Below are 22,724 nucleotides of genomic sequence, written 5' to 3'. Positions count from 1 at the left end.
TCGCAGATAGTAACTAGTAGATAGTATGGTAGGATATAATGACTTAAATTCGACCCATAGAGTAGTTAGTTCTTCAGATAAAAAAGTGCTAAATTGTAAAATACAACTACTTGATATTTTCTGTCAAAATTCTAATGAATTCTCCATACTATTCGAAGATAGGATTTTAGACAAATATCGTGATGTTATGAATGACCTTAATAAACGTCTGAATATTATCAATGAAGACAATAAACGATTTTGGCCAGAATTAGAAGAAGGATTCACGGAATACTATGGTGAATTACCTTGCAATGTTGATGTTATACAAACTATCAAAGAAATCGCAATACGCCTTGATTTTTGGTTTCCACATGAAATCGTATTTTATGATTCCGGGAAATGGATGTGTTTTATTACTGCTAGTAAAAGCCACAGTCATATAGCAAAGCTAAATTTAGATATAAAAAGTGACTTTGACTTCGAATATTTTGAACGAATGCTTGAGGAAACTGGAGGGATTGTTGTTCCTGAAAAAACGGTATTTGAGTGGCTAGATAAGGGTGAACATTACGAAATAAACTCGCATGAACTTCGAATCTATGAAAAGGATGTTTCCCAATTGTCAAAATCAGAACGACAGTATTCACCACATACGTGTCATGATTTGACAAATTTGGATGCAATAATCGCCGATAAAAAACGTGGTTTTGTTACGTTGAAATGGAAAGAGAAGTCCGCCGAAGATGAATATCATATACCCATAGTACAGAATATTCGAAGTTATTTTCTTAGTAGTAAGCCAAACAAGCTATATGTCTCTTCAAAAGATATTGAAACAGTTGTAGATTATCTTTCCAAGTTTGTTTAATATTTCTAATGAATTTGGGTACTAGGAACCGACGAACTGTATTCGTACTAGACGCTTACCTCACTTGGCGAAATTGTTCTCAAAGATGGGCTTAAGGAGAGAGAGAGAGAGAGAGAGAGAGAGTACAGAAACTTGCCACCCAGGAACACAACAGCCAAACCCGTGATTCAAAATAAGGCAAATTGGTAATAGACATCTGAAAAGGCCGAGCATGCTTTTTATGAACTACAAGAAAATCGCCGAAGGTATTAGGTATGTTAACGGCGTACTATTTTGGTAGACTAGTAGGATTTCTTGTGGAACAACGTAAATCTGTTTCACTACCCAATATAACTTGATAATTTGGGGTTATGATTTTAACGACGAACAATACAAGCAGTTCTAAGGCGGAGATAGAAAACAATAGTCAATCTGAATAGCGAATACATTCGATTCCTCTACTACAGTATGGGGCAGTTCCCATGGAGACAAGCAGTGATTTTTGGCGTATGATTATTACTCAACAAGTTTCCCTAAAAACTCTCGTCCTTCGACGACCGACGTTCGGTCCTCGATATCAACTGCCGCTAGTGCATCAGTAATCGCTCGTTCTGCGATTCGGTCGCTTACAAACACCGTGACGTGGGAGGCACCCTCTGCAACGTACTGATATGCCAACCCCGCAAGAATCGTGTCCGTCTTTTCGATCTCGTCTTCCGTGACGTCGTCCGCTGAGAGTGCTGCCATTCGCGTCCGGGTCGTGTCTACAACTTCGGAAACACGCGAGACGGAAAAATCGATGTGACCGGGCGACAACCAACCAGCGTCTTGGGCTGCTCGAAGCCGGTCGCGTTGATACTCGTATGCGCCGGGACTTTCACCCAGTTCTTCAGCTACTTGTTCAGGGACAATCACTGTGATATTTTGCCGACGGACGAACCGCTCGAAGGCTTGGTATTTGCCATTCGACGGGCCGCCCATCGCGAAGAGAACGCTACTGTCGATAATGGCCTTGCTGTCGCTTGGAATCGTTGTCCCGGCCATTATTTGGAACGCTCCAAGTACGGGTCATAGGATGCAGCATCCTCAACGACGTCTTGGAGCGCCGTGAACACGGTCATTCCTTCGACAGGATGGACACCGAGCTTCTTTGCTGCGGTTCGTTGTGTGAGCTCACCATCCATAACGCGAAGGGTGTAGTGGAGTGCAGCAGCCAATTTGGCGATTCCCTGTCGTTCGACGAACACCCGGATGTCCTCGGACGCGAGTTGCCGTCCAATTGCATCGATCAGTGTGGGTGTCGCAAGAATATCTCCATGTTCGGTATCGAGTTGCAGACGAATTGGAACGACGGTAACCGTTGTTGGCGTCGCATCCTCATTTCGAGACAGGACATCCATCTCTTCGAGTTGACCAACGTACTTGTAGGTCGTTGAATGTGCCATTCCGAGGTCTTGCTTGATCGTCTCGATTTCGACAGGGCCATTCTGAAGAATATAGATGTAGAGACGAGCCAGCCGTGGTGTATTGAGAAGTTCAGCGTACGTGAGGAGATTATTGAACGTCTCCTCTGGGTTCGCCGCTGTGGGTGTTTGGTCGTCCGTCGACATCACAGTCCATATTCTATGTATAGTGTATTAACTCTTGTCGTACATAGGATTCAGCATACTGAGCAGGTACGTTTGCTATCGCCATTGAAACAATGCCTTCAGGATCGTTGGTATCTGTCATAGGCATCCCCGCCGCGCTGGACAATGAAAGACGGGAATTCCCGGCTATGGATCTGTTTTCTTCACCGCTTTCTGGTGATTAGCTTTGTCCACGTTGCTCGTGTCCTTGTAAGCGAGAAATTTCATGTACTCATCGGCGTGGTCGTGGGTGACGTCCGAAACGTATCGACCTTCTTGCTCCCACACCCACCGATAGAAGATGTCCATCCGATTCGCTCGCGCGCGAACCGTCTCGAAGGCATATCCCTCGACGTGTACTGGGTTCTTTCCGAAGTGCAGCAACCAGTTTAGACAGTCGGTGCGTTGCGATCGGTAGTCGACGAGCTGGCGTCGATTGAGCTGTTGTTCCGATACGCCAGAGACGATAGTGAGGCCGTCTAAGTTGCTCATATGTGGCTCACAGACTCCTTGCTGATTGCGCGTCGGCCAACTAAGAGTGTCCCTGTCTGATCGACGTTCACTCTATCTCGACAATTTGTAAAAGTCGACAGACGGCGCTCCCATCGATGACTTGTGAATCCGGCGAGTCTGGGTGCCGGACAATTTGGTGGAATCGCTATACTGCGGCGTGATGCGGTCGTCCGAGTTTCGTGATTGCCCTGAAGGGGCATCGTGATACACCTACTGCCACCGCTCGAAACTGGGAGACTGGAAGAAGTTGAGTGCTCCGTCAGGGATTCGAACCCTGGTCCTTGCCGTGAGAGGGCAAGATGATTGGCCGGACTACACCAACGGAGCGCATTCTTGGATAATCGCACGGACTGTTTAACAGTTGCGTTTTGGCGACACTGTGGCCCGGGATGGCATATTCAGACCCGCAAACAGACGCAAGTCGAAGTACAACCTGCCAACAAAAAGATAGCTCGTCAGCGGTCGAGCGGCGACCCGGCGGCATCCGGTTCGTGCCCGTCCAAACTGATGATGTTCTCGCGGCCAACTCGGAGTTTGCTGATTTCGCCTTCGTCTTCCATCTCGGAGAGGAGCATGCTCACCTTGGATTTCGACCAACCGGTTTCATCCACGATGTTCACCTGCTTCATCCGACCGCCGTTTTCGCGGAGCAGTTTCTTCACGCGGGCCTCGTCGGTTAGCAGTTCCTCGTCGCTGACAGCCGGTTTGGCGTTCCCGCCGCTGTTCGATTCCGGCGTGGTCGCACCGCCGCCGCCACCGCGGGGAGTGCTCTGTGTGGACGAAAGCGAGCCGAGGTTGCCCTGTCGCCACGCAAACACCGCGGCCAATCCAATGAGCAGGACGACGGCGGCGATGAACAACATCATCGGTGATTGTGCGTTCGGCTCTTCACCGCCGCTTCCCGGTGGTGCACCGGAACCCGGAGTTGTCGTCCCCGAAACGGTCGTGGTTTCTTGCACGGAGTTAAACGCCACTTTCGGTCGTTGGTCGTTGAACTCGTATGGGCCGCTCCACGAGACGGTGTCACTTTCTGCGAGCGTCTCGTCGGTCATGTTCCGCTGTTCCGTCGGTTCCGCAGATTTGAATATCATCCCCTCTTCCGGTTCGACGACGAGGGTTTGGTTCTCTCCGAGATAGAGACCACCTTTGAACACGTCACCGATAACGATGGAACCGGAGTCCTGTGCGGCGAAGGAACTCCATTTGAATGACATTTCAACGATACCGCGATTCTTGTTCAGACCGCCACCGCCAATATAGGCATTTTTCGAGAAGTTTTCGGCCTTCATCACCCGCCCGGTTGCGTTTCCACCTGTGTTAGTCAATTCGACGGCGTTCTTCTGAAAGTCCGTGTAGAGTTCCGTCTGCGAGTTGTTGAACTCCTGTGCGAACTGTTGGAACTGGTTTCGTTCCTGCTCGTTGGCTAAGGTTCGTTCGTACCGAAACGTCCATTGAGCAGACCCGTTGTCGTAGACGAGAATGTGAAACTCGACATCGTCGAACTCCTGGGAGGTGGTAATCGTCTGCGGAGTCGTCGGGGCATCGCTCTGAGTCGCTCCGAACGCGGGAAGCGACCCGATGAGGAGTACCGTGATGAGGCCGACAGCCAGGAGCCGTCTCATGTACATTATTCGTCCATGCCCGGATATAAAAGACCTTGTGACGTGCGCGCGTCAGCGAACAATGGTTCCATGTGACACGACATGTGCTGGCGATTGCCACGCAGTCACGTTCTCGCGGGGGTCAGCGTCGAGGACGACGAGGTCTGCTCGACACCCTTCTTTGACCAGTCCGACATCCGACAGTCCAAGCAGGTCTGCGGCGTTGACCGTCGCGGCTTCCAGTGCATGCTCCGGCGTCAGTCCGTACTTGACCATCAATTCCAGTTCTTCCGGAATATCTCCGTGGAAGTTGAACGGCGTCCCGGCGTCGGTTCCCATCGCAATTTTCACGTCCGCGTCGAGTGCGTACTCGAACGCATCCGCCATGGCGTTCGCGGCCTCTTCTCCTTTCTCGACGGCGTATTCGGGGATTCCAGCTTCGACACCTTCGGTCAAAATTCCGTCCGATGCTTTGACAGTTGGTACCCAGTACGTGCCCTTCTCGGCCATCAGCTCCGCCGCGTCTCTGTCCATGAACGTTCCGTGTTCGATGCTCGAAATTCCGGCGTGGACGGCGTTTTTGATACCTTCCGTTCCGTGCGCGTGGGCCGCGGTCGGGACGTATTTCGCACTCGCGGCTTCAACGAGCGCGGACAGTTCGTCTTCGTCGAGTTCCGGCGCGCCGGTAATTGCGCCCTCGGTGAGAACGCCCCCGGTCGCCATACATTTGATAACGTCCGCGCCGCGCTTGAGTTGCTCTCTGACCGCCTTTCTGACTTCCGCGCCACCGTCGGCTTCGCGTCCGAACCAGTGGCCGTGTCCGCCGGTCATCACGATGTTTTCCCCGCAGGCGACTACCTGTGGGCCGTTGAGGACGCCTTCATCGACGGCGTCTCGTGCGTCGATTGCGAGCGACCGTGGCGCGCCGAGGTCGCGGACTGCCGTTACGCCCGCTTCGAGTGCCGACCTGAGATTTGCGGCCGCGCGGTAGGCCAACATGGTTTCGTTGTCGTCCACGATGGAGGTCACGTCCGGACGACCGTCCATCATCAAGTGAACGTGCGCGTCGATGAGTCCCGGCGCGACGAACTTCCCGCTGGCGTCGATTTCCTCGGTGTCGTCGGGCGCGTCCCCCACGGAGACGATTGTTCCGTCTTTGATTGCCACGTCAGCTTCCCTGATTCCGTTTGCATCCACCACGTCCGCACCGCGGAGTACGAGCATTACGCAGCATGTGAATCGCTACCAAGAAAACTGTCCGGGTCGCGGCAGGGAGCGGAGAGCGACTCGACGACGTTCGTCGGAAACAGGGGAAAGAACGAACCTCTCCGACGAAGAACGAAAGGTATGGCAGAAACACCACTCTCCGGAAAGAGCGCGCTGATAACGGGTGCGAGTTCGGGTATCGGACGGGCGACTGCCCACGCCCTCGCGCGCGACGGCGCGCGCGCGACGGCGCACGCGTCGCGCTCTCGGCGCGGCGCGAAGGAAAACTAACCGAAATCGCGGAAACACTCGAATCGGAGTACGACGCCGGAACGAACGTCTGCCCCGCAGACGTGCGCGACGAGGACGCCGTTTCTTCGATGGTCGAAGAAACAGTATCTGAATTCGGTGGCTTGGACATTCTCGTGAACAACGCCGGACTCGCGCGCGGAGAAGTGGTAGACGACCTCTCGACGGAGGAGTTTCGAACCATGCAGGAGACGAACGTCGATGGCGTCTTCTTTGCGACGAGAACCGCACTCCCTCACCTCCGCGAGTCGGGCGGAAATCTGATTTTCGTCGGCAGTTTCGCGGGCCAGTATCCGCGGCCGTTCAACCCCGTCTACGCCGCGACGAAGTGGTGGGTTCGCGGGTTCGCACACAGTCTGGAGGGGCAGGTCGGGGACGACGACGTGGCGGTTACCGTGGTCAATCCGTCAGAAGTCCGCACCGAGTTCGGCTCCGCTTACGGCGAATCGTTCGAAGAGCGGTTCGCCGAGGGCGAGGTGACTGAACCGGAAGAAGTCGCGGACGCGATTGCGTTTGCGGCGAAAATGGAAAATTCGACCGTCAGCGAACTTGACGTGTACCGCCGGGACAAATTCATCGGATTCTGACGGTCAAATGCTACTCATCGAAGCGCGTCGGCGATTTTCTCGATTGGATGTGGCGGTTCCGCACCCTGCCAGTCGCCGAGTTGGGTGCGGCAGGACGCGCCGGGCGCGACGACTTCAGTTCCGTCGCTTTCTTCGACTTGGTCGAACAGGATGGAGCCAACTGCCTTGCTCATCGAGTAATGTTCGGCCTCGTAGCCGAAACTGCCCGCCATGCCACAGCATCCCGAATCCAACGGGTCTACCTCGTATCCTGCTCTGCGGAGGACACCGACCGCGTGATGGTCTTTTTTGGTCGCCTTCTGGTGGCAGTGACCGTGGTAGGTCAGCGACCCGGTTCCGGCGAGCGGGAGGTCGAAGTCGTACTCATCGAGATACTCACAAATTCCGTAGGCGTTCGCGGCCAGTCGTTCCGCTTCGGTTCGGAGGCCACCCGCATCCGGGTCGGCGGCGCGCGGTTCGGTGTACTGGCCGCTTGAGGAACCCGATTCTTCCGTCGCGGGGAGCAAATCTAGGTAGTCCGACTGGAACATCACGGCGTCGGAGGGTTCGACCACGACGACGTCCCATCCGTCCCGGACGAAGGGCGCGAGCGCCGAGACGTTCGTCTCGGCTTGGTCGCGCGCGGTGTCGAGGAAGCCTTTGGAGTGGGCAGGTCGTCCGCTCGCCGTCACGTCGTCCGGAATCCTGACGTGCACGCCCGCCGATTCGAGCACGCGAATTGCGGCCTTTCCGGCCTCGGGATGGTTGTAGTTCGTGTAGGTGTCCGGAAAGAGCACGACGCGACGCGTCGCGTCCTGCTCGGGGACGCGCCCACCACCACGACTTTCGAACCACTCTTCGAGGCTCTCCTCGTGGAATTTTGGCAGGCTTCGTTCGCGCGCGATTCCGACCGTCTTCTCGGCGAGGAGGCGCGACCCCGGAACTTTCGTCGCCCAGTTCGAAACCGGTGCGAGTTTGCTCCCGAGCGCGGACAGTCGGTTGATGTTGGCGAACAGTTTGTCGCGGAGGCTCGCGCCGTGTCGCTCGTGGTGTTCGTGTTCGACTTCGGCTTTGAGTTTCGCCATATCGACGCCCGAGGGGCAGTCGCGGGCACAGCCCTTACAGCCGATACAGAGGTCTAACACCTCGTGCATGAACTCCACGTCGAACTGCTCGTTTCCTTTCTCCGCGGGCGAGGCCTGCTCCGAGTCGGCGGCGTTCTGTCCCGGGGAGGTGGAGGCGACCGTCTCCAACTCCCCGCTCATCGCCTGTCGGAGCATGTTCGCTCGGCCTCGCGTACTCGTGATTTCCTCGTCCGCCGCGCGATAGGTCGGACACATCACGCCGCCCGTGGTTTCCTGCCCGCCGCGACAGCCGCCACAGCCGTGACAGAGTTCGACCATGCCCTGAAAGCCATTTTCGTTCTGCCAATCGAGAACGGGGTCGAACCCTGAATCGAACTCGTATTTTGGGTCGAATCGCAGGTTTTCGGTCATATCCACGTCGCCGCAGACCTGCCCCGGATTGAGGAGCCAATCCGGGTCGAATGCGGTTTTGAGGTCGCGGAAGACGCCCCAGACGTGGTCGCCGTACAGTTTTCGGTTCCACTGCGTTCTGGCGCGTCCGTCGCCGTGTTCGCCCGACACGCTCCCGCCGTACTCGACCACAAGGTCTGTCACGCCGTCAGCGATGGCTTCCATCTGGTTCACTCCTGCCGGACTTTTCGTGTTGACGAGGGGCCGAATGTGCAGGCACCCCGGCCCGGCGTGCGCGTAAAAGCTGGCGAACGTGTCGTTTTCCTCCAACACCCGCTGAAAATCCTCGATGTACTCCGGCAGATTCTCGGGGGGAACCGCCGCGTCCTCGATAAAGGAGATGTGTTTCGCGTCGGAAGTACGCGAGAGCAAAATCGGAAGCCCGGATTTCCGGAGTTTCCAGAACCGCGCGCGCTCGTCCTTGTCGTGGGCTTCCATCGCCGACAGTGCGGTTTTTCCTTCGCGGTCGTCCCGCAGTTTTGCGACTTTTTCTCGCCCCTCTTCGTCGTTTTCGGCGTAGAACTCCACGAGCAGAACCGAGTCGGTTCCCTCGGGCAGCATTTCGACTACATCGCGAAACTCCTCGGTGTCGCGGGCGAGCGAAATCAGCACGTCGTCCAGCACTTCCACGGCCGACGGTTCGTGGTCGAGAATCGGAGCCACGTCCGCCATCGCGTCGATGAGGTTGTCGTAGGTGAGGAGTGCTATCGACTTCGTTTCCGGAACCGGTTCGAGGCTCACGGTCGCCTCCGTGATGATGGCCAGCGTCCCCTCGCTTCCGGCGAGCAGTCTGGCGACGTTGATTGTCCCGTCTTCGCTCTCCTCTACCAGTCTATCCAGATTGTACCCCGAAACGTTGCGCTTCAACTGCGGAAACACGTCCTGAATCGCGTCGGATTCTTCCTCCACGATTCGCAGGATTTCGGCGTAGATTCGCGTTTCGAGGTCGGTTTTGGCGTCCGATTTCGCGTCGTTTCCATCGACGGATCCGGGGTCGCCGGGCGACTCCGGATCCGCCCTTTCTCGAAGTTCGGCCATCGTAATCTCGCCGAACCGCGTCACGGTTCCGTCCGCGAGGACGACTTCACATTCTTCTACGTAGGCGTCCGTTTTCCCGTATTTCAGTGAATGGGAACCGGTCGAGTTGTTCCCGATAGCCCCGCCGAGTGCGCTTTTGTCGCCCCACGCGGGGTCGGGTGCGAACTTCAACTCGTGGTCTGCAAGGGTTCGGTTCAGTTCGCCGAGGACAATGCCGGGTTGCGCGCGGGCGATTCGATTCTTGGGGTCGAAATCGAGCAGACCGTCCATATGCCGAGTGAAATCAAGCACGACTGCTTCGTTGACGGACTGTCCGGCGAGACTCGTCCCGCCACCGCGCGGCAGCACCGGAATTTCGCGTTCCGCGCAGTAGGACATCACCGCGGAAACGTCCGCGGTGGAAGTCGGGAAAACGACCCCGATAGGAGTCACTTCGTAGGCGCTCGCGTCCGTCGCGTACAGTTGTCGAGAGTATTCGTCGAACCGGACTTCGCCCTCGACCACTCTTTCGAGGTCGGAGACGAGTCCGGGGCGTTTCACGGTTTCATCGTGATAGTCGTAGTTCGCCCGGTCGTCACGGGCCGGGTCGGTCGCGTCATCCGCGCTCCCCGTGTCACCCACGTTGCGTGTTGCCATGCGAAGGCGTAGGGCGAGGGGGGCGAAAAGTGATGTGGGGAATCAGGCCCGACCAGCGGTCGGCGAAAGCGAGCGCACGACTTCGAACAGCGCATCGCGTTTCAGCAGAGCGAATCCGGCGAAAATCGCACCAAATCCGACGAGCGTCGTTGACGCCACCAGTTGACCGAACAACGCCCACGTGAGGATGGTCGCAACCACGGGTTCGAGATAGGCGACGAGATTGAGTTCCGTCGGGCCGATTTCGTCCAGCAGGTGGAAGTAGAGCAGAAACGCGACGACGCCGGAAACGAGAGTCAGGTACACCAGCGAAGCGATGGCGGTGAACGACCAGTCGATTGCAGCGAAGGATTCACCGCGCGCACCGCTCAAGATGTGGAGCAGGCCGGACCCGAGCATCATCGACCAGCCCTGAAGCGCGGGGAGCGAGAGGTCGGTTTCGAGCGGTTGGGTGAGAACCGAACCCAGCGCGAACGACACGCCGCCGAGGAAGACGAGGCCGATTCCGATGATACCGACAGAAAGCAAGTTTTCCGGGTTCGGGTCGGCGACGATGGCGACACCAGCGACGCCGAAGGCGAATCCGAGAATCCCGAGCGGCGTGATGTGTTCGTCCGCGAGCATCGCGCTGGCGAAGACGGCAGTCAGGACTGGCGTAAGGCTGATGATGACCGACGCGAGCGCGCCGGGAACGTACTGTTGACCGAGATAGAGAAAGCCGTGGTGACCCGCGATGATGAACACGCCGATGGCCAAAATCGAGAGGATGTCGGCTCTGCTCTGTGGCTTCCAGCGGTCAGTCGTCGCAACCGCGTAGCCGAGAATCGCCAGTCCGGCCACGTCGTACCGGAGCGCGGCAAACAGAATCGGCGGAAAGTGGTGAAGGCCGACTTCGATGGTGACGAACGACGTTCCCCAGAATCCGGCTAGCAATACGAACAATACCTCGGTTCGTGGTAGAAGTCTACCAACTTTAGACGTAATCATGGATTTCTATTCAACTCTATTCGGTACGGGTTGTTAAATCCTTCTACAACATTATCGTTCGATACTGATTCATAGGCAATTTTTGGCGAGTATGTGGGAGTAATATTTCTCCAATTTTTATTCGATAGGATTTTGAGGGCGTTAGTGTGTCGCACTCCCACGGGTAAAATCCAGATATTAAGTGTCGGCACCGACAATTCAGGGCAATGGACGAGCGCGACGTTACACTGCTCAAGGCGATTTCGGACTTGGAAACCGGAAGTCCCGAAAAACTCAACGAGGAAACCGGAATCCCGGTTTCGACCATTCACTACCGACTGAACAACCTCAGAGATGCTGGCGTCATCGAAAACGACCTCTACGACATCGACTTAGAGGCGTTCGGCCTCGGCGTCACCGTCGTCGTCGAAGTGTTCGCCGACTACACCGGGTCATACGCCGATTTCGGCGAGAAGATTCTGGACATCGAAGGCGTCACGCAGGCGTACTTCACCATGGGTGAGACGGACTTCATCGTCGTCGCTCATCTCTCCGGGCGCGAGATGGTCGAACGACTCATCAGCGATTTCGAGAGCATCGAGGAGGTAGACCGGACGAACTCGACGTTCGTCATCTCCACACTTCGAGACTCCCACCGTGTCCTCCAGAGCTACAGTTTGGACACGCTGGTCGAGGAACTCGCGGAGGAGTAGCAAATCCTCGGCGGAATCAGGAAGAACGGAACGAAAACCGGAAAGCCACCCTCGTTGTACGACCACACGATTACCCATGATTCGAAACATCGCGGCGGGCGTCCAGTCGTTCACCAGCAACGCCTTTCTCGTGACCGGCGAGCGAACCGTGCTCGTCGATACTGGCGCAAATTTCGATGCTGTCGGAAAAATCGAGGAACACGTAGACGATTTGGACGCCGTCGTCCTCACGCACACCCACCCCGACCACGTCGGAAATCTCGAAAGCGTCAAAGACGCCTTCGACGTGGAGGCGTATGGTTTCGACACCGACCAGTCCGGCGTGGATGTCGCAATTGAGGACGAAGAGACCGTGACAGTCGGCGACGACGATTATCTCGCGCTCCACACGCCGGGACACAAAAACGACCATCTCTGTTTCTACTCGGAATCGGCGGGAATCCTGTTCGCTGGCGACCTCATCTTCCAGAACGGCAGTTTCGGGCGCACCGACTTGGAAGAGGGTGACCGGGAGGCACTCATCAAGAGCATCGACCGCGTGGCGGTCACGGCGGACGAGGATTTACAGGAGATGCACACCGGCCACGGGCCGAGCGTGACGACGAATCCGTATCACGACATCGAACTCGCGGGGAAGGCGGCCCGGATGTACTGATTTTTGTCGTTCTATCGAAGCGTCTCGTATGCGCTCTCGTACACCGCCGTCGTCTTCTCGGGGGCGGAACGCTCCGCCTTCGTCAGTGGTTCGAGCGTGTGCGTCTCCGTTGGTTCGAGCAGATTCACCACGTTTTCGACGCGCTTTTCGAGCGACCCGTCTCTAGCACTGCTGTCCGCGACTTCACAGGCCTTCGCGTAGCGTCTCCCGTCGTACACGCGGAGTCGTCGCGGTTCGACGACCGCGACCGTCTCGAATTCGATACCCTGAATCGGGCGGGCGATGTCGCTGTAGGATTCCACGACGGCGCGGTCTTCTTTTTCGATCCGCTCCGCCAGCGCGCGAAAGTGCGGCAAATAGCGCCGTTCTGTCTGGTCGTTCAGTTCCGGAACCGATTCGATGGTGACGGCGTCGGACAGGGGCAGATTTTCTTGGACAGTCGTTGGGAGCTCGGTCGTTCCGTTCACGACGAAACTTTTGCCGACGCGGTCAACGAGGAACTCGCGGTGAGTTTGGCCGAGTAGGCCTTTCCCTTTTCCCGGTGCAGGCCACCACAGTCGGTGAACCGGATTCACGTCTTCCGGGGCATGGTCGCCCGCGCTTGCCTCCGCGAGGCGGGTGGAATCCTTGCCGTAGAGTCGCCCCTCCGAGATGGCGGTCATGGCGTCGTCGTGGTCGAACCAGAAGTCGTTGCCAGCGCGGGGTTTGAACCCGACGGCGTCGAGGTGTGAGAGCAGTCCGACCGTGAACGTCGTCTTGCCCGCATCCACTCGGTCGCTTCCCGCGACGAGAATCGTCATGTCTTCAGGCCGTAGTAGCCGGGTTCCTCGTCGCTCGGCGGTTCCGCCACGACGAGTTCGTCCGCGTTGCGCATAATCCACGGAATCGCCCAGTCGAGGAGGATGGTTTCCGTCTCGACGTCGATTTCTGCATCGGGGTCGAGTCCTTGCAGGAGTCGCGCGATTTCGTACACGCTGTACATCATGTCCGCGTCGAGCAGTTCGCCCGGTTCGTAGAAATCGCACGGATACAACTGCTCGAAGTCGTCCTTCGCTTTCGGCATGCGCGGGGATACGTTCTTCCCGGCGTAAAACCTCACGAATCGGCGATGGGCCGACGGAGAATATTCTTGCCACTCGGTCGTGGATATAACAAATTACATTCATATCCGAGTTTTTATAATGGAGCGTTCGAGATAGAGAATGACATGCCCGAGGAGCAGGGGAGCGAGACGAAAGAGGCTCTCGTATCGGCATTTGCCGAATTTGGCGGCGAAAACCTACGAGATATCTGGTTGTTCGACCAGTCGGATTTCGAAATGTTGTATCTCCGCGACGACGTTGCGGACAAACTCGACGAAATCGACGTTTCGAAGTTCGTCGATAACGAACGGTTCGGATTCGTCACTCGGGACACCTACGACCAATTGTACTACGCATCCTACCAGTACACGGTTCGGGGATTCGACGATTTTGAACAGTTCCGGATGTTTTTCGCGGACGACGAGCGAAACGTCGGCGTATTCGCCAGCCTCGACCTCCAATCAGGCGGCCACGATTACGAAGCGCTCTTTCAGCACGTCACCGATATCGCGTCCGGGTACGACGTGCCGACGGTGGCAACGGAATCCGAACGTCAGTAAGTGAACTCGCGGACGCGGTACAGCGGTCGCTCGTGAATTTTCTGCGCAAAAATATCGGTTGGTTCGGCCCGTTATTCGAACCGCGGCGCGACGTTTTCGTACTGGTCAGCAACCTCGTCCCAATCGACGACCTCGAAGAAGTTGTCGATGAAGTCGCCGCGGTCTGGACCGTAGTCGTAGTAGTAGGAGTGCTCCCACACGTCGAGTGCGAGAATCGGGTGGCTACCCCAGAGTGCGCCCTGGTCGTGCTTGCCAACTTTGACGTTGCGAAGCTGTTTTGCGACTGGGTCGTACACGAGAAGCGCCCAGCCACCTGCGGCGCTCGCGGCAGCCTTGAACTCGCCCTTCCAACCCTCGTAGGAGCCGAAGTCCTCGGCGATGCGGTCTGCGAGGTCGCCCTCGGGTTCGCCGCCGCCGTTCTCGTCCATGTTGTCCCAGAACAGGGTGTGGAGGTAATGTCCACAGCCGTTGTGGGTGATGTTACCCAGCGCACCCGCCGTGCTGGAGTAGTCGCCGGATTCGCGGTTCTCCGCGAGGGTTTCCTCGGCACTGTTGAGGCCGTTTACGTAGCCCTGATGGTGCGTGTCGTGGTGCCATTCGAGCACCTGTTCGGAGATGTGGGGTTCCAGCGCGTCGTAGTCGTACGGAAGTGGCGGCAGTTCCGCGTTCGATTGTTCTGGCATATATGTATACCTCCGTCAAATACATCTCGCCACTCGCTGTTAAACCTTGAGGAGAAGTTCGCTAACACACAACACGATATTCCGGCAAAAAATACCTATTTAGGGCGCTTCGACGGAGATTACATGCTTTGGGCTGCATCGAATCGCTCCGCCACATCGTCCCAGTTCACCACGTCCCAGAAGTTGTCCACGTACTCGCCCCGGTTGTTCTCGTACTGGAGGTAGTAGGCGTGTTCCCACACGTCCAGCACGAGCAGCGGTTCCGCCATCGGACTCTGGTTCTGGTGGTTCTCGGCCATGGTTACGATGGGTTTGTCCGCCACGAAGTCGTACACTAACATCCCCCATCCCGAACCTTCGACACCCTTTGCGGCCGCCGAAAAGTGGCTCTTGAACTGGTCGAAACCGCCGAAATGCTCGTCCATCGCGTCGGCGAGTTCGCCGCCGGGTTCCCCGCCGCCGTCCGGAGACATGTTTTCCCAGAAGACGCTGTGGTTTACGTGCCCCGAGAGGTTGAACGCGAGGTTTCGTTCGACGCCCTTCACGTCACCCCAGTCGTCGTTATCGCGCATCGTTTCCAGTGTGTCGAGCGCCGAGTTCGCACCATCGACGTAGCCTTGGTGGTGCTTGTCGTGGTGCAGTTCCATGATTCGCGCGTCGATGGACGGTTCCAGTGCATCGTAGTCGTACGGTAACTCCGGTAGTTCGTAGGTTGCCATAATTACCCCCGTCAACTCTGGTCAACGGTGGTCGTGTTAAGTGTTGAGGCAAACGACAGCGGGAGCGTTTGAGACGTATCTGGCGAACACGTTTGCGATGGAATTTTCGCTAACCACGGGCTGTCCTGGTGGATGGAGGGCGAAGGAGGTTCAAGCGACTGAAAGGAGCGAAACCCGACTGAGGGCTCCGTTTGAGCCAGCAAGTATCGGTGACGTTAGTTGCTTTTTTCGCTGATTCAGAACGACCGACTACTTCTTCAACTGATGCCGGTTCAAACGGAATTGCCGAAAGACACAGTCTTTCGAGGCCGCGAAAATTTCGACTTACTCACCCATACAGCGAGTAGAGAACGAACCCCATCCCGGTTGCGACCAGCACCGTCTGTGCGATGCCGAGCGAAAACGCCGAAATGCCGAGCGTGTGGATGAGCGTACAACCCATCGTTCCGCCCGCGGTGAGAAACAAGAACCCGATGGCGACGAAAAACATCGGTTCGCTGTGATTGCGTCGATAGCCGCGAAAGCCCTGATAGGCGATAAGCAATCCGAGCGCCATGACGAGCAGCTTTCCAGCGAGGAGTTCGATACGCATCGTCAGTCACCTCGCATGTCGCTCCACACGCGAGTGAAGCGGTCGGCCACGTCCTCTCGTTTGGTCATCTCAACGTCGAGCACACCCTCCTCGATGTCGATTTCGACGTGTCCGACTGTCGATTCGTACATCGAACGGTGGTTTCCGTCCGGTTCCGGTCGGGTGAACTTCTCGATTAAATTGCACGCTTCTAAATCGTTGAGCCGCCGGTAGATGGTCGGGAGCGAGGCATCACATTCGGTGCTTAAGGTCTGTGCTGACATCGGTCGTTCGCTCGTTTTGGTGAGGATGGCCCGGGCGTACTCGTCGTCCAGCAAGCGGAACAACTCGGCTGGACTCGGCTCCCCACTCACACGTTCATAAGGTCAGTTCGGGGGTTAAAACGCATCGAACGACTTCCGACTCTGAAAACGCTCCTCCGTAAATATAACTGCGGGCACTGTCACTCGAACTGAGACGCATATGACTGACGATACGATGAAGAGACGGAGGCAGTTTCTCGGTGCGACTGCAACACTCGTCGGACTGGCCGGATGCACGAGTAGCCTACCGCAATCGGACAACACGACGACCCCTCGTTCAGAACCGGCACAAGGAGATACGAGGACTGGCGAATCCGGTGGGTCGCTTTCGTATGCGAGCGACGAGACGACGGGATACGGAATCGACTTGCAGGACAACCCCATTCTCGGGTCGGAGGACGCCACCGTGGACATCTACTACTGGACTGACTATCAGTGTCCGTTCTGCAATCGGTTCGAACAGATGACGTTTCCACGGTTGGTTGACAAGCAGATTCAGCCCGGAACCGTTCGGTTCGTCGTCCTCGAACTGCCGAACGTCGGGAATGCATCGGAAACGGCGGCCAGAATGTCGAAATGCGTCTGGCGGCAGGTTCGGGACGACAATCCGGGCGCATTCAAACGCTGGCATTCGACGGTGTTCGATGAGCAGGAAAAGCCGAACACCGGTTGGGCGTCGAAATCGAACCTACTCGACATCACCCGTTCCGTGGACGGCGTGGACGCGGAGGCGGTTCAATCGTGTTTGAAAGACGAACAGGGGTCGCTCAAATCGAGCGTCTCGGGCGACATCAACACCGGCAAAGAAAGTGACATAAGCGTAACGCCGGGATTCATCCTGTTCAACCGCGAGTCCGAAAAGGCCGGAAAAATCGTCGGCGCACAGCCCTACAAGCGGTTCGAAAGTTCGATTCAGAAGATTCAGAACGCATGACTGTCCGAACGCGCACCCGACGAATACTGTCGGAACTCGCCGCGGCCCTCAGATACCCGCTGACCTCCGTTCGGCGAGTGACCGTGACTGCTATCGTTGCGGGGCTAACGTATCTCCTGCTCATCCTCTCGACGTTTCCCGAGATGTCGATGCAGATGCTCGGGGCGGGAATGCACTGGTTTGACGACACAGTTGTCCTCCTCACCGAAAACGTGCTAGCGACGAACGGAATCTTCGGAATCGCACTCATCGTCAGCTACGCAATATTGACGGGCGTTGCGGTGACGAACACCGTCGCGCAAGTGCAGGTCGGCGGGGTTTCCAGCCTTTCCGACCTGACTGGCGTGCTTCCCGGCCTCATCGCTTCCGGATGTGCGAGCTGCGGGGCCGGACTGCTCGGATTCCTCGGGTTTGCGGGCGCGCTGGCGGCCATGCCCTTCCACGGTGACCTGCTTCGCGTCGGTGGTCTTGTCCTTCTGTTGTTCTTCCTCGTACGAGCAGGCGACCCGCGTGAATGCCGCCTCGACATTTGAGACGGGAGACGAGCACCCGAAAGACACCGACTTCTGCTCGATTTCGAAAGCTACACCTGCCGAAGTTTTCGACCGGTTCGCTCCTTCGCATCCAGCCGCCGGCTGCTTGCACAAACTCCACCGAAATCGTCCGGTAGTCGTCGTAGATTTCGCCCTTCACGTGGTGCGCCCCCGGCCAGAACGTGATGACCAGCAGTCCAATGTAGAAGAGAGTGACGGCTGATACGACGGCGGTGCCGTGGATTGTCCCGACTCCTGCGTTTCGGTCACTTCGAACGTCGTGACGCGGACGACCCACGCGACGAGAATCAGGGACAGGAGTGGAAGGTACACCCGGTGGAGACGGTGGGCGAGCGCCGCCACGATGGAAATCTTCGGCGTCGGTCGGCGAACGTCCTCACTTAGATCGTCGCGCCAATCGATCGTCTCCACGTCCGTCGCCGGGTTCAGTGCGGGAGAGAACACGTTTTCCTGTAGCGTGCGAATTCGGGAGCGCCAAATGTCGTAACCACGGTATCGCCGCGCTTCCATCCCGAGGAATGCAGTCACGACGAGCATCTCGATGAGGAGCAAGTAGTGTGGATTCTCCCGACTCGAAAACGCCCACGTCAGGATGGCCGCCATGAGCGTTATCGCCCAGTACGTCGTCTGGTTGAGTCGTTGTCGCCACGTGTTCGTCCTATCCATTTCGCCGCGATAAAAGTGTGCGAGCGCACTCCTCAGTTCGGTGTTTCCCTCCGCCAACTCCCGTCCGATTCCCCTGTTTTCCCGAGCGCCGGGGTCGTAATCCCGGGTTTCCCCGTCGGTCATACCGGAACCGACACCGTTGTCGTACTTTGCGGTGATGGCGCTCTAACTATCCTTTCGCGTTTTCGAACATCGCAATCGCATCTTCGCGCCGTTCGGAGTGGTCAACGATTGGGCCGGGATAGTCCGGAGCGAGATTCTCGCGCTCTTCTTCGTCCAGTTCGTTCCACTTGTGAATCTTCTTCGGCGGTACGCCTTCCAGTTCCGGGACGAACCGTTTGATGTATTCTGCGTCCGAATCGAATCGCTCGCCCTGCGTCATCGGGTTGAAGATGCGGAAGTACGGTTGGGCGTCCGTGCCGGTCGAGGCGGCCCACTGCCACCCGCCGTTGTCGTTCGCGGTGTCGTGGTCAACGAGTTTCTGGCGATACCAGTCGTAGCCCTCGCGCCAGTCCACAAGCAGGTCTTTCGTCAGAAAGGCCGCAACTATCATCCGAACGCGGTTGTGAACCCACGCCTCCTCGCGCAGTTGGCGCATTCCGGCGTCCACGATGGGGTAGCCCGTTTTTCCGTCTTTCCACGCCTGTACGCCCTCGGGGTCGTCGTGCCACGCGATGTCGTACTGGTAGTCCTTGTAGTTCTCCACGACCACATCCGGGCGATTGTCGAGGACGTGTGCGTAGAAATCGCGCCACGCGAGTTGGCGTTGAAAGCCATCGACGGAATCCGCATCCTCGGCACTCCCGGCGTCGTTTTTCGCCTGCTCGGTCGTTTCCCACACGTCCCGGATTCCGATGGTGCCGAACTTGAGATGCGGAGAGAGGCGGGAAGTGCATTCTCGCGCGGGGTAATCACGCTCATCGTCGTAGGAATACACCTCGTTTTCACAGAACGCGGAAAGCAGTTCCCGGGCGGTTTCGGTACTCCCTGCTGGAACTTCGGCTTCCGGTTCATCGAAGCCGAGGTCGGCGAGCGTCGGTAGGTCTCGCTTTTCGACCTCGCTTCCCTCTAAATCGGCACCGTCCACGACTTCCCCCGGCGCGTCGAACGAATCGTCCTTTCCTCGGTCGCGCCACTTCTTCCAGAAGTAGGTGAAAACCGAGTAGTAGTCGCCCTGATTCGTCGTGATGCTTCCGGGGGTGTGGAGCAGGGAATCATGGAAACTCTGCTGGACGATTTCCTCGTCGGAAAGCGCATCCCGCACCTCGCTGTCGCGGCGCTTTGCCAATCCGGAGTAGTCGCGGTTCCAGACGACCTGCTCCACGTCGAGCGAGTCCGCGATTCGCGGAATCTCCTCGCGTGGGTCGCCGTGGACGACCAGCAAATCCCCGCCTCGCTCGCGGTACGATTCGCGGAGCGATTCGAGCGCGGAAAGCATGAACGAGACGCGCGGTGGGGCGGCGTGCGCGAGCACCTCGCGGTCGAACACGAACACAGGAACGACGGGGTCACCGGAGGAAAGCGCCCGGTTGTCTTCAACCCGAAGGTCGCGGCGATGCCAGTGAAGGTTCATGGCGGGTGAACAACGAGCACCCTCTTAAGGGGCGAACCCACTTTGTGTGGTTCGCCCCGGACGGCAGTTCCGCAGGATGGTCAGACACCGTTTCCGAACATCGGTTCCCGCGCACGATTTTCAGTGATGTTTTATGCCACCCGCCCGCGTTACAAACCACCATGGTAAATCTTGCCGCGTCCGTTGCGAACACGGTTTCCGACCACCCGGACGAACCGGCCATCGTCACCGACGACCAGACGCTGACCTACGAAGAGCTGTGGGCACAAATCAGTGGGTTTGCTGGCGGACTCGCGGAGCGAGGTATCGGCGAGGACGACCGAGTAGCAATCTATCTCCCGAACGTTCCACAGTTCGTCGTCACGTTCCACGGAACGCTCATGGCAGGCGGCGTCGTGGTTCCGATGAATCCACAGTACAGGTCACGCGAAATCAGTCACCTGCTCGCAGACAGCGGCGCGGAAGTCGTCGTGACGCTTCCCGACCTCGTCCCCTTCGTGGAGGAAGTGCAAGACGAAACGGCTGTCGAACACGTCGTCACGCTCGGCGAGACTGACGGCGACGATATTTTCTTCGGCGACTTCCTCGCCGAGAGCGACGGCGAAATCGCGGACAGAGCGGACGACGACCTCGCAGTCCAACCGTACACCAGCGGGACGACCGGCACCCCGAAAGGCGTGGAACTCACGCACGAAAACCTCACGTCGAACGCGGAGGCCTCCGCGGAACTGGTTCCCGGCGGAATCGGAACGGAAGACTCCTTGCTAGGCGTGCTTCCGTTGTTCCACATCTACGGCATGACGGTCTGTATGAACGGTACCCTGTTCCGCGGCGGGGCGTTCTATCCCCTGCCGACGTGGGACGCCCAGCAGGCGCTTTCCGTGGTCGAGGAGGAAGAGCTGACGATAATGCACGGCGTGCCTGCGATGTACAACGACGTTATCAACCAACCGAACGCAGCGGAGTTCGATTTGTCCTCGGTTCGACTCGCCGGGGTCGGCGGGGGTGGTATCCCAATCGAAGTGCTCCGACGCTTCGAGGAACTGTACGACGCGAAAATCTACGAGGGCTACGGCCTGACTGAGACGAGTCCGGTGACACATTTCAACACGCCAGACAACGGACGCCGAGTCGGAAGCATCGGAACCACGATTGAGAGAGTCGATGCGCGCGTCGTGGATGGGGATTTCGAAGAACAGTCTCCCGTTCCAGAAGGCCCGCTGGCGGAGGACGACGCGGAACTGGACGACGTAATCGGCGAAATCGTCGTCTCCGGGCCGAACGTGATGCGCGGCTATGCCGGACTCTCGGGGGCGACGAAAGAGGCGTTTACCGAAACTGACGGAAAGCGCTGGTTCCACACCGGAGACATCGGCTACTGGGACGAAGACGGCTTTTTCTACGTGGTAGACCGCAAGAAACACATGATAAACACCGCGGGCTACAACGTCTACCCGCGAGAGGTCGAGGAACTTCTCTTCGAACACGAAGCCGTGGCCGACGCAGCGGTCGTCGGGATTCCCGACAACCGCCGCAACGAGACGGTGAAAGCGTTCATCGTCCCGGTTCCGGATGCCGACATCACGGCGGAGGAAATTCAGGAGTACTGTCTGAACAACATCGCGGCGTACAAACATCCGCGGGAAGTCGCGTTCGTGGAGGAACTGCCGCGGACGACGACCGGAAAGGTACAGAAGTTCGAGTTGGTCGAACAGGGATAATCCGGGCAAGTTGCCGAAACTCTATTTTTCGGTCGTGATGGGTTCGTCTTCCGGCGCGGACTGCCAGCGGAGCGTGACGAACCATTCGTCCCCGCCATCTGATGGAGACGAGTGCTCGACCAATTCGACATCACCGCTCGGTTTGGGGAGCCTCTCCGCAGGGTCGCTCTCGGTCGGGCGCATTCCCTCGTAGCGGCCAGTGAGTTCCTCGCGGAGGGTGCGAAGGTACGCCGCGAGTTCGTCGCGGGACAGGGACGTTTCGCGTTCGATGGCCTGATCTGCCGCAGTTCGGCCGGAGTTTCCGGGAACGCTCGCCGAGAATCCACCGACGATGGAGTTGATAACCGCACCTAGCAGGAGAACGAGTCCCGAGAAGTAAAGCCACGTTATGATGACGATGACGCCACCGAATAGGCTGGCGGAGCCGCCGCCTTTGAACGTCAGATACACCTGAAAGAGCGCTTGGAGTGCGGCCCACCCGACCGCCGCGAAGATGGTTCCGGGGAGGACTTGTCTCCACTCCAGTTCCACGTCCGGGAACAGGTAATACATCGGGAAAAATGCGAGAATCAGCCCTCCGATGAGTATCAGCGGAGTCAGCAGCCCGAGATACGGAGCCGTGTCCGAAAACACGCTAAACACGGCGCTGACGGCGACTGTGGCAAAGATGGCGAACGTGAGTCCGGCGAGGACGACGATGCCATCTCGAATCTGATCGGTGATAGAGTTCTCTGCCTCGGAATCGTAAATTTCGGAGAAGGCCGTGTCGAGGCTCCGGAATATCTTTAGCGACCCCCAGACGAGGACAACGAGTCCGATGAACGACGCCCCCGCCGCGGCCGATTCTCCTTCAAACACCTGCTCAATGATGTTGGAAATAGGGCCGGGAAGCGACCCGCTGGCAACCTCGATGATTCGCTCTTCGAGGCCGCCTCCGACCACGTTCGCAACGATGAGGAGCAACAGCAGTATCGGCGCGAGCGAAATAAACGCGTTGTAGGCGATGCCCGCCGCCATGAGTGTCACGTTCTTTTCCGAAAGATCCGAGAACACCCGTTTTCCGATTGTCGTTATGCCAGTAAATTTTGTCATACCGGTTCATCGACGGGAAACCCTAAGATAGGTACGGCCAGCAAGAACACA

At 57.4% G+C, this 22,724-nt stretch carries 22 protein-coding genes, 1 tRNA gene and 2 pseudogenes; 8 read left to right on the top strand and 17 right to left on the bottom strand.

Going from position 1 to position 22,724, the window contains the following annotated elements:
* Positions 1–25: 25 nt before the first annotated feature.
* On the top strand, positions 26–850 hold the full coding sequence (locus tag HL45_RS10715; protein ID WP_144240061.1) for a hypothetical protein: 825 nt from the start codon (positions 26–28) through the stop codon (positions 848–850).
* 495 nt (positions 851–1,345) lie between these two features.
* Here the strand turns inward: HL45_RS10715 and HL45_RS10710 are convergent, their stop codons facing one another.
* From HL45_RS10710 to HL45_RS10685, 6 genes are all read right to left on the bottom strand, one after another.
* On the bottom strand, positions 1,346–1,873 hold the full coding sequence (locus HL45_RS10710) for a hypothetical protein (RefSeq protein ID WP_049971093.1): 528 nt from the start codon (positions 1,871–1,873) through the stop codon (positions 1,346–1,348).
* The gene (locus HL45_RS10705) at positions 1,873–2,439 is read right to left on the bottom strand and encodes a DUF7437 domain-containing protein (RefSeq protein WP_049971092.1); all 567 of its coding nucleotides are present in this window, start codon (positions 2,437–2,439) and stop codon (positions 1,873–1,875) included. The genes HL45_RS10710 and HL45_RS10705 overlap by 1 nt, the downstream gene beginning before the upstream one ends.
* Before the next feature lie 165 nt (positions 2,440–2,604).
* The gene (locus tag HL45_RS10700; protein ID WP_049971091.1) at positions 2,605–2,949 is read right to left on the bottom strand and encodes a hypothetical protein; all 345 of its coding nucleotides are present in this window, start codon (positions 2,947–2,949) and stop codon (positions 2,605–2,607) included.
* Between the two features lie 273 nt (positions 2,950–3,222).
* A tRNA-Glu gene (locus tag HL45_RS10695) sits at positions 3,223–3,297 on the bottom strand.
* Between the two features lie 128 nt (positions 3,298–3,425).
* Positions 3,426–4,592, bottom strand: coding sequence for a helix-turn-helix transcriptional regulator (locus HL45_RS10690; RefSeq protein WP_049971090.1), 1,167 nt, complete (start codon positions 4,590–4,592; stop codon positions 3,426–3,428).
* 51 nt (positions 4,593–4,643) lie between these two features.
* The gene (locus HL45_RS10685; RefSeq protein ID WP_049971089.1) at positions 4,644–5,795 is read right to left on the bottom strand and encodes a metal-dependent hydrolase family protein; all 1,152 of its coding nucleotides are present in this window, start codon (positions 5,793–5,795) and stop codon (positions 4,644–4,646) included.
* 123 nt (positions 5,796–5,918) lie between these two features.
* Between HL45_RS10685 and HL45_RS10680 the strand changes: the two are divergent.
* Positions 5,919–6,673, top strand: a pseudogene (locus tag HL45_RS10680) (SDR family oxidoreductase).
* Positions 6,674–6,687: 14 nt separating this feature from the next.
* Here the strand turns inward: HL45_RS10680 and HL45_RS10675 are convergent.
* Both HL45_RS10675 and HL45_RS10670 read right to left on the bottom strand, forming a co-directional pair.
* Positions 6,688–9,861 (bottom strand): FAD-binding and (Fe-S)-binding domain-containing protein, encoded by a 3,174-nt coding sequence (locus HL45_RS10675; RefSeq protein WP_049971088.1) that lies wholly within the window; start codon positions 9,859–9,861, stop codon positions 6,688–6,690.
* A 42-nt stretch (positions 9,862–9,903) separates the two neighbouring features.
* Positions 9,904–10,794 (bottom strand): DMT family transporter, encoded by an 891-nt coding sequence (locus HL45_RS10670; RefSeq protein WP_233274752.1) that lies wholly within the window; start codon positions 10,792–10,794, stop codon positions 9,904–9,906.
* Between the two features lie 260 nt (positions 10,795–11,054).
* Here HL45_RS10670 and HL45_RS10665 point away from each other — a divergent pair, with 260 nt between their 5' ends.
* Positions 11,055–11,540: an Lrp/AsnC family transcriptional regulator gene (locus tag HL45_RS10665; RefSeq protein ID WP_049971086.1), complete on the top strand. Its 486-nt coding sequence runs from the start codon at positions 11,055–11,057 to the stop codon at positions 11,538–11,540.
* A gap of 76 nt (positions 11,541–11,616) precedes the next feature.
* The gene (locus tag HL45_RS10660) at positions 11,617–12,195 is read left to right on the top strand and encodes an MBL fold metallo-hydrolase (protein ID WP_049971085.1); all 579 of its coding nucleotides are present in this window, start codon (positions 11,617–11,619) and stop codon (positions 12,193–12,195) included.
* Between the two features lie 11 nt (positions 12,196–12,206).
* On the opposite strand, the gene HL45_RS10655 is transcribed toward HL45_RS10660, so the two are convergent.
* Entirely contained in the window at positions 12,207–12,995 is a 789-nt protein-coding gene (locus HL45_RS10655; RefSeq protein WP_049971084.1) for an ATPase, read from the bottom strand.
* Positions 12,992–13,258, bottom strand: coding sequence for a DUF5827 family protein (locus HL45_RS10650; protein ID WP_049971083.1), 267 nt, complete (start codon positions 13,256–13,258; stop codon positions 12,992–12,994). Before HL45_RS10650 ends, HL45_RS10655 begins: the two co-directional genes overlap by 4 nt.
* Before the next feature lie 144 nt (positions 13,259–13,402).
* Here HL45_RS10650 and HL45_RS10645 point away from each other — a divergent pair, with 144 nt between their 5' ends.
* Entirely contained in the window at positions 13,403–13,837 is a 435-nt protein-coding gene (locus HL45_RS10645; protein WP_049971082.1) for a DUF7522 family protein, read from the top strand.
* 71 nt (positions 13,838–13,908) lie between these two features.
* On the opposite strand, the gene sod is transcribed toward HL45_RS10645, so the two are convergent.
* The 4 genes from sod to HL45_RS10625 all read right to left on the bottom strand — a co-directional run bounded on the left by sod (position 13,909) and on the right by HL45_RS10625 (position 16,184).
* The gene (gene sod, locus HL45_RS10640; RefSeq protein ID WP_049971081.1) at positions 13,909–14,520 is read right to left on the bottom strand and encodes a superoxide dismutase; all 612 of its coding nucleotides are present in this window, start codon (positions 14,518–14,520) and stop codon (positions 13,909–13,911) included.
* A gap of 119 nt (positions 14,521–14,639) precedes the next feature.
* The gene (locus HL45_RS10635; protein WP_049971080.1) at positions 14,640–15,239 is read right to left on the bottom strand and encodes a superoxide dismutase; all 600 of its coding nucleotides are present in this window, start codon (positions 15,237–15,239) and stop codon (positions 14,640–14,642) included.
* A gap of 328 nt (positions 15,240–15,567) precedes the next feature.
* On the bottom strand, positions 15,568–15,831 hold the full coding sequence (locus HL45_RS10630) for a DUF7521 family protein (protein WP_049971079.1): 264 nt from the start codon (positions 15,829–15,831) through the stop codon (positions 15,568–15,570).
* A gap of 2 nt (positions 15,832–15,833) precedes the next feature.
* Positions 15,834–16,184, bottom strand: a complete 351-nt coding sequence (locus HL45_RS10625) for a winged helix-turn-helix domain-containing protein (protein WP_049971078.1) — start codon at positions 16,182–16,184, stop codon at positions 15,834–15,836.
* Positions 16,185–16,293: 109 nt separating this feature from the next.
* Between HL45_RS10625 and HL45_RS10620 the strand changes: the two genes are divergently transcribed.
* Together HL45_RS10620 and HL45_RS10615 are read left to right on the top strand one after the other, a co-directional pair.
* Positions 16,294–17,067 (top strand): DsbA family protein, encoded by a 774-nt coding sequence (locus HL45_RS10620; RefSeq protein WP_233274751.1) that lies wholly within the window; start codon positions 16,294–16,296, stop codon positions 17,065–17,067.
* The gene (locus HL45_RS10615; protein WP_049971077.1) at positions 17,064–17,600 is read left to right on the top strand and encodes a hypothetical protein; all 537 of its coding nucleotides are present in this window, start codon (positions 17,064–17,066) and stop codon (positions 17,598–17,600) included. The genes HL45_RS10620 and HL45_RS10615 overlap by 4 nt, the downstream gene beginning before the upstream one ends.
* Before the next feature lie 148 nt (positions 17,601–17,748).
* Here the strand turns inward: HL45_RS10615 and HL45_RS10610 are convergent.
* A pseudogene (locus HL45_RS10610) lies at positions 17,749–18,410 on the bottom strand (DUF2270 domain-containing protein); the annotation flags it as partial.
* A gap of 46 nt (positions 18,411–18,456) precedes the next feature.
* Entirely contained in the window at positions 18,457–19,860 is a 1,404-nt protein-coding gene (locus HL45_RS10605; protein WP_049971076.1) for a cryptochrome/photolyase family protein, read from the bottom strand.
* A gap of 161 nt (positions 19,861–20,021) precedes the next feature.
* Here HL45_RS10605 and HL45_RS10600 point away from each other — a divergent pair, with 161 nt between their 5' ends.
* On the top strand, positions 20,022–21,581 hold the full coding sequence (locus tag HL45_RS10600; protein WP_049971075.1) for a long-chain-fatty-acid--CoA ligase: 1,560 nt from the start codon (positions 20,022–20,024) through the stop codon (positions 21,579–21,581).
* Positions 21,582–21,602: 21 nt separating this feature from the next.
* Here HL45_RS10600 and HL45_RS10595 read toward each other — a convergent pair whose 3' ends face one another.
* Positions 21,603–22,673 (bottom strand): YhjD/YihY/BrkB family envelope integrity protein, encoded by a 1,071-nt coding sequence (locus HL45_RS10595; RefSeq protein ID WP_084156861.1) that lies wholly within the window; start codon positions 22,671–22,673, stop codon positions 21,603–21,605.
* Positions 22,674–22,724: the final 51 nt, after the last annotated feature.

Origin of the sequence: Haladaptatus cibarius D43 (assembly GCF_000710615.1) — an archaeon.
Classification (GTDB): Archaea; Halobacteriota; Halobacteria; order Halobacteriales; family Haladaptataceae; genus Haladaptatus; species Haladaptatus cibarius.
This window is presented reverse-complemented; position numbering and strand designations above follow the sequence as displayed.

Coding starts and splice junctions, on each gene's coding strand:
- HL45_RS10690 (WP_049971090.1), bottom strand. CDS start 4,592: ATGAGACGGCTCCTGGCTGTCGGCCTCATCACGGTACTCCTCATCGGG.
- HL45_RS10655 (WP_049971084.1), bottom strand. CDS start 12,995: ATGACGATTCTCGTCGCGGGAAGCGACCGAGTGGATGCGGGCAAGACG.
- HL45_RS10645 (WP_049971082.1), top strand. CDS start 13,403: ATGCCCGAGGAGCAGGGGAGCGAGACGAAAGAGGCTCTCGTATCGGCA.
- HL45_RS10660 (WP_049971085.1), top strand. CDS start 11,617: ATGATTCGAAACATCGCGGCGGGCGTCCAGTCGTTCACCAGCAACGCC.
- HL45_RS10715 (WP_144240061.1), top strand. CDS start 26: ATGGTAGGATATAATGACTTAAATTCGACCCATAGAGTAGTTAGTTCT.
- HL45_RS10620 (WP_233274751.1), top strand. CDS start 16,294: ATGACTGACGATACGATGAAGAGACGGAGGCAGTTTCTCGGTGCGACT.
- sod (WP_049971081.1), bottom strand. CDS start 14,520: ATGCCAGAACAATCGAACGCGGAACTGCCGCCACTTCCGTACGACTAC.
- HL45_RS10605 (WP_049971076.1), bottom strand. CDS start 19,860: ATGAACCTTCACTGGCATCGCCGCGACCTTCGGGTTGAAGACAACCGG.
- HL45_RS10665 (WP_049971086.1), top strand. CDS start 11,055: ATGGACGAGCGCGACGTTACACTGCTCAAGGCGATTTCGGACTTGGAA.
- HL45_RS10710 (WP_049971093.1), bottom strand. CDS start 1,873: ATGGCCGGGACAACGATTCCAAGCGACAGCAAGGCCATTATCGACAGT.
- HL45_RS10650 (WP_049971083.1), bottom strand. CDS start 13,258: ATGCCGAAAGCGAAGGACGACTTCGAGCAGTTGTATCCGTGCGATTTC.
- HL45_RS10675 (WP_049971088.1), bottom strand. CDS start 9,861: ATGGCAACACGCAACGTGGGTGACACGGGGAGCGCGGATGACGCGACC.
- HL45_RS10700 (WP_049971091.1), bottom strand. CDS start 2,949: ATGAGCAACTTAGACGGCCTCACTATCGTCTCTGGCGTATCGGAACAA.
- HL45_RS10630 (WP_049971079.1), bottom strand. CDS start 15,831: ATGCGTATCGAACTCCTCGCTGGAAAGCTGCTCGTCATGGCGCTCGGA.
- HL45_RS10600 (WP_049971075.1), top strand. CDS start 20,022: ATGGTAAATCTTGCCGCGTCCGTTGCGAACACGGTTTCCGACCACCCG.
- HL45_RS10595 (WP_084156861.1), bottom strand. CDS start 22,673: ATGACAAAATTTACTGGCATAACGACAATCGGAAAACGGGTGTTCTCG.
- HL45_RS10685 (WP_049971089.1), bottom strand. CDS start 5,795: ATGCTCGTACTCCGCGGTGCGGACGTGGTGGATGCAAACGGAATCAGG.
- HL45_RS10615 (WP_049971077.1), top strand. CDS start 17,064: ATGACTGTCCGAACGCGCACCCGACGAATACTGTCGGAACTCGCCGCG.
- HL45_RS10705 (WP_049971092.1), bottom strand. CDS start 2,439: ATGTCGACGGACGACCAAACACCCACAGCGGCGAACCCAGAGGAGACG.
- HL45_RS10635 (WP_049971080.1), bottom strand. CDS start 15,239: ATGGCAACCTACGAACTACCGGAGTTACCGTACGACTACGATGCACTG.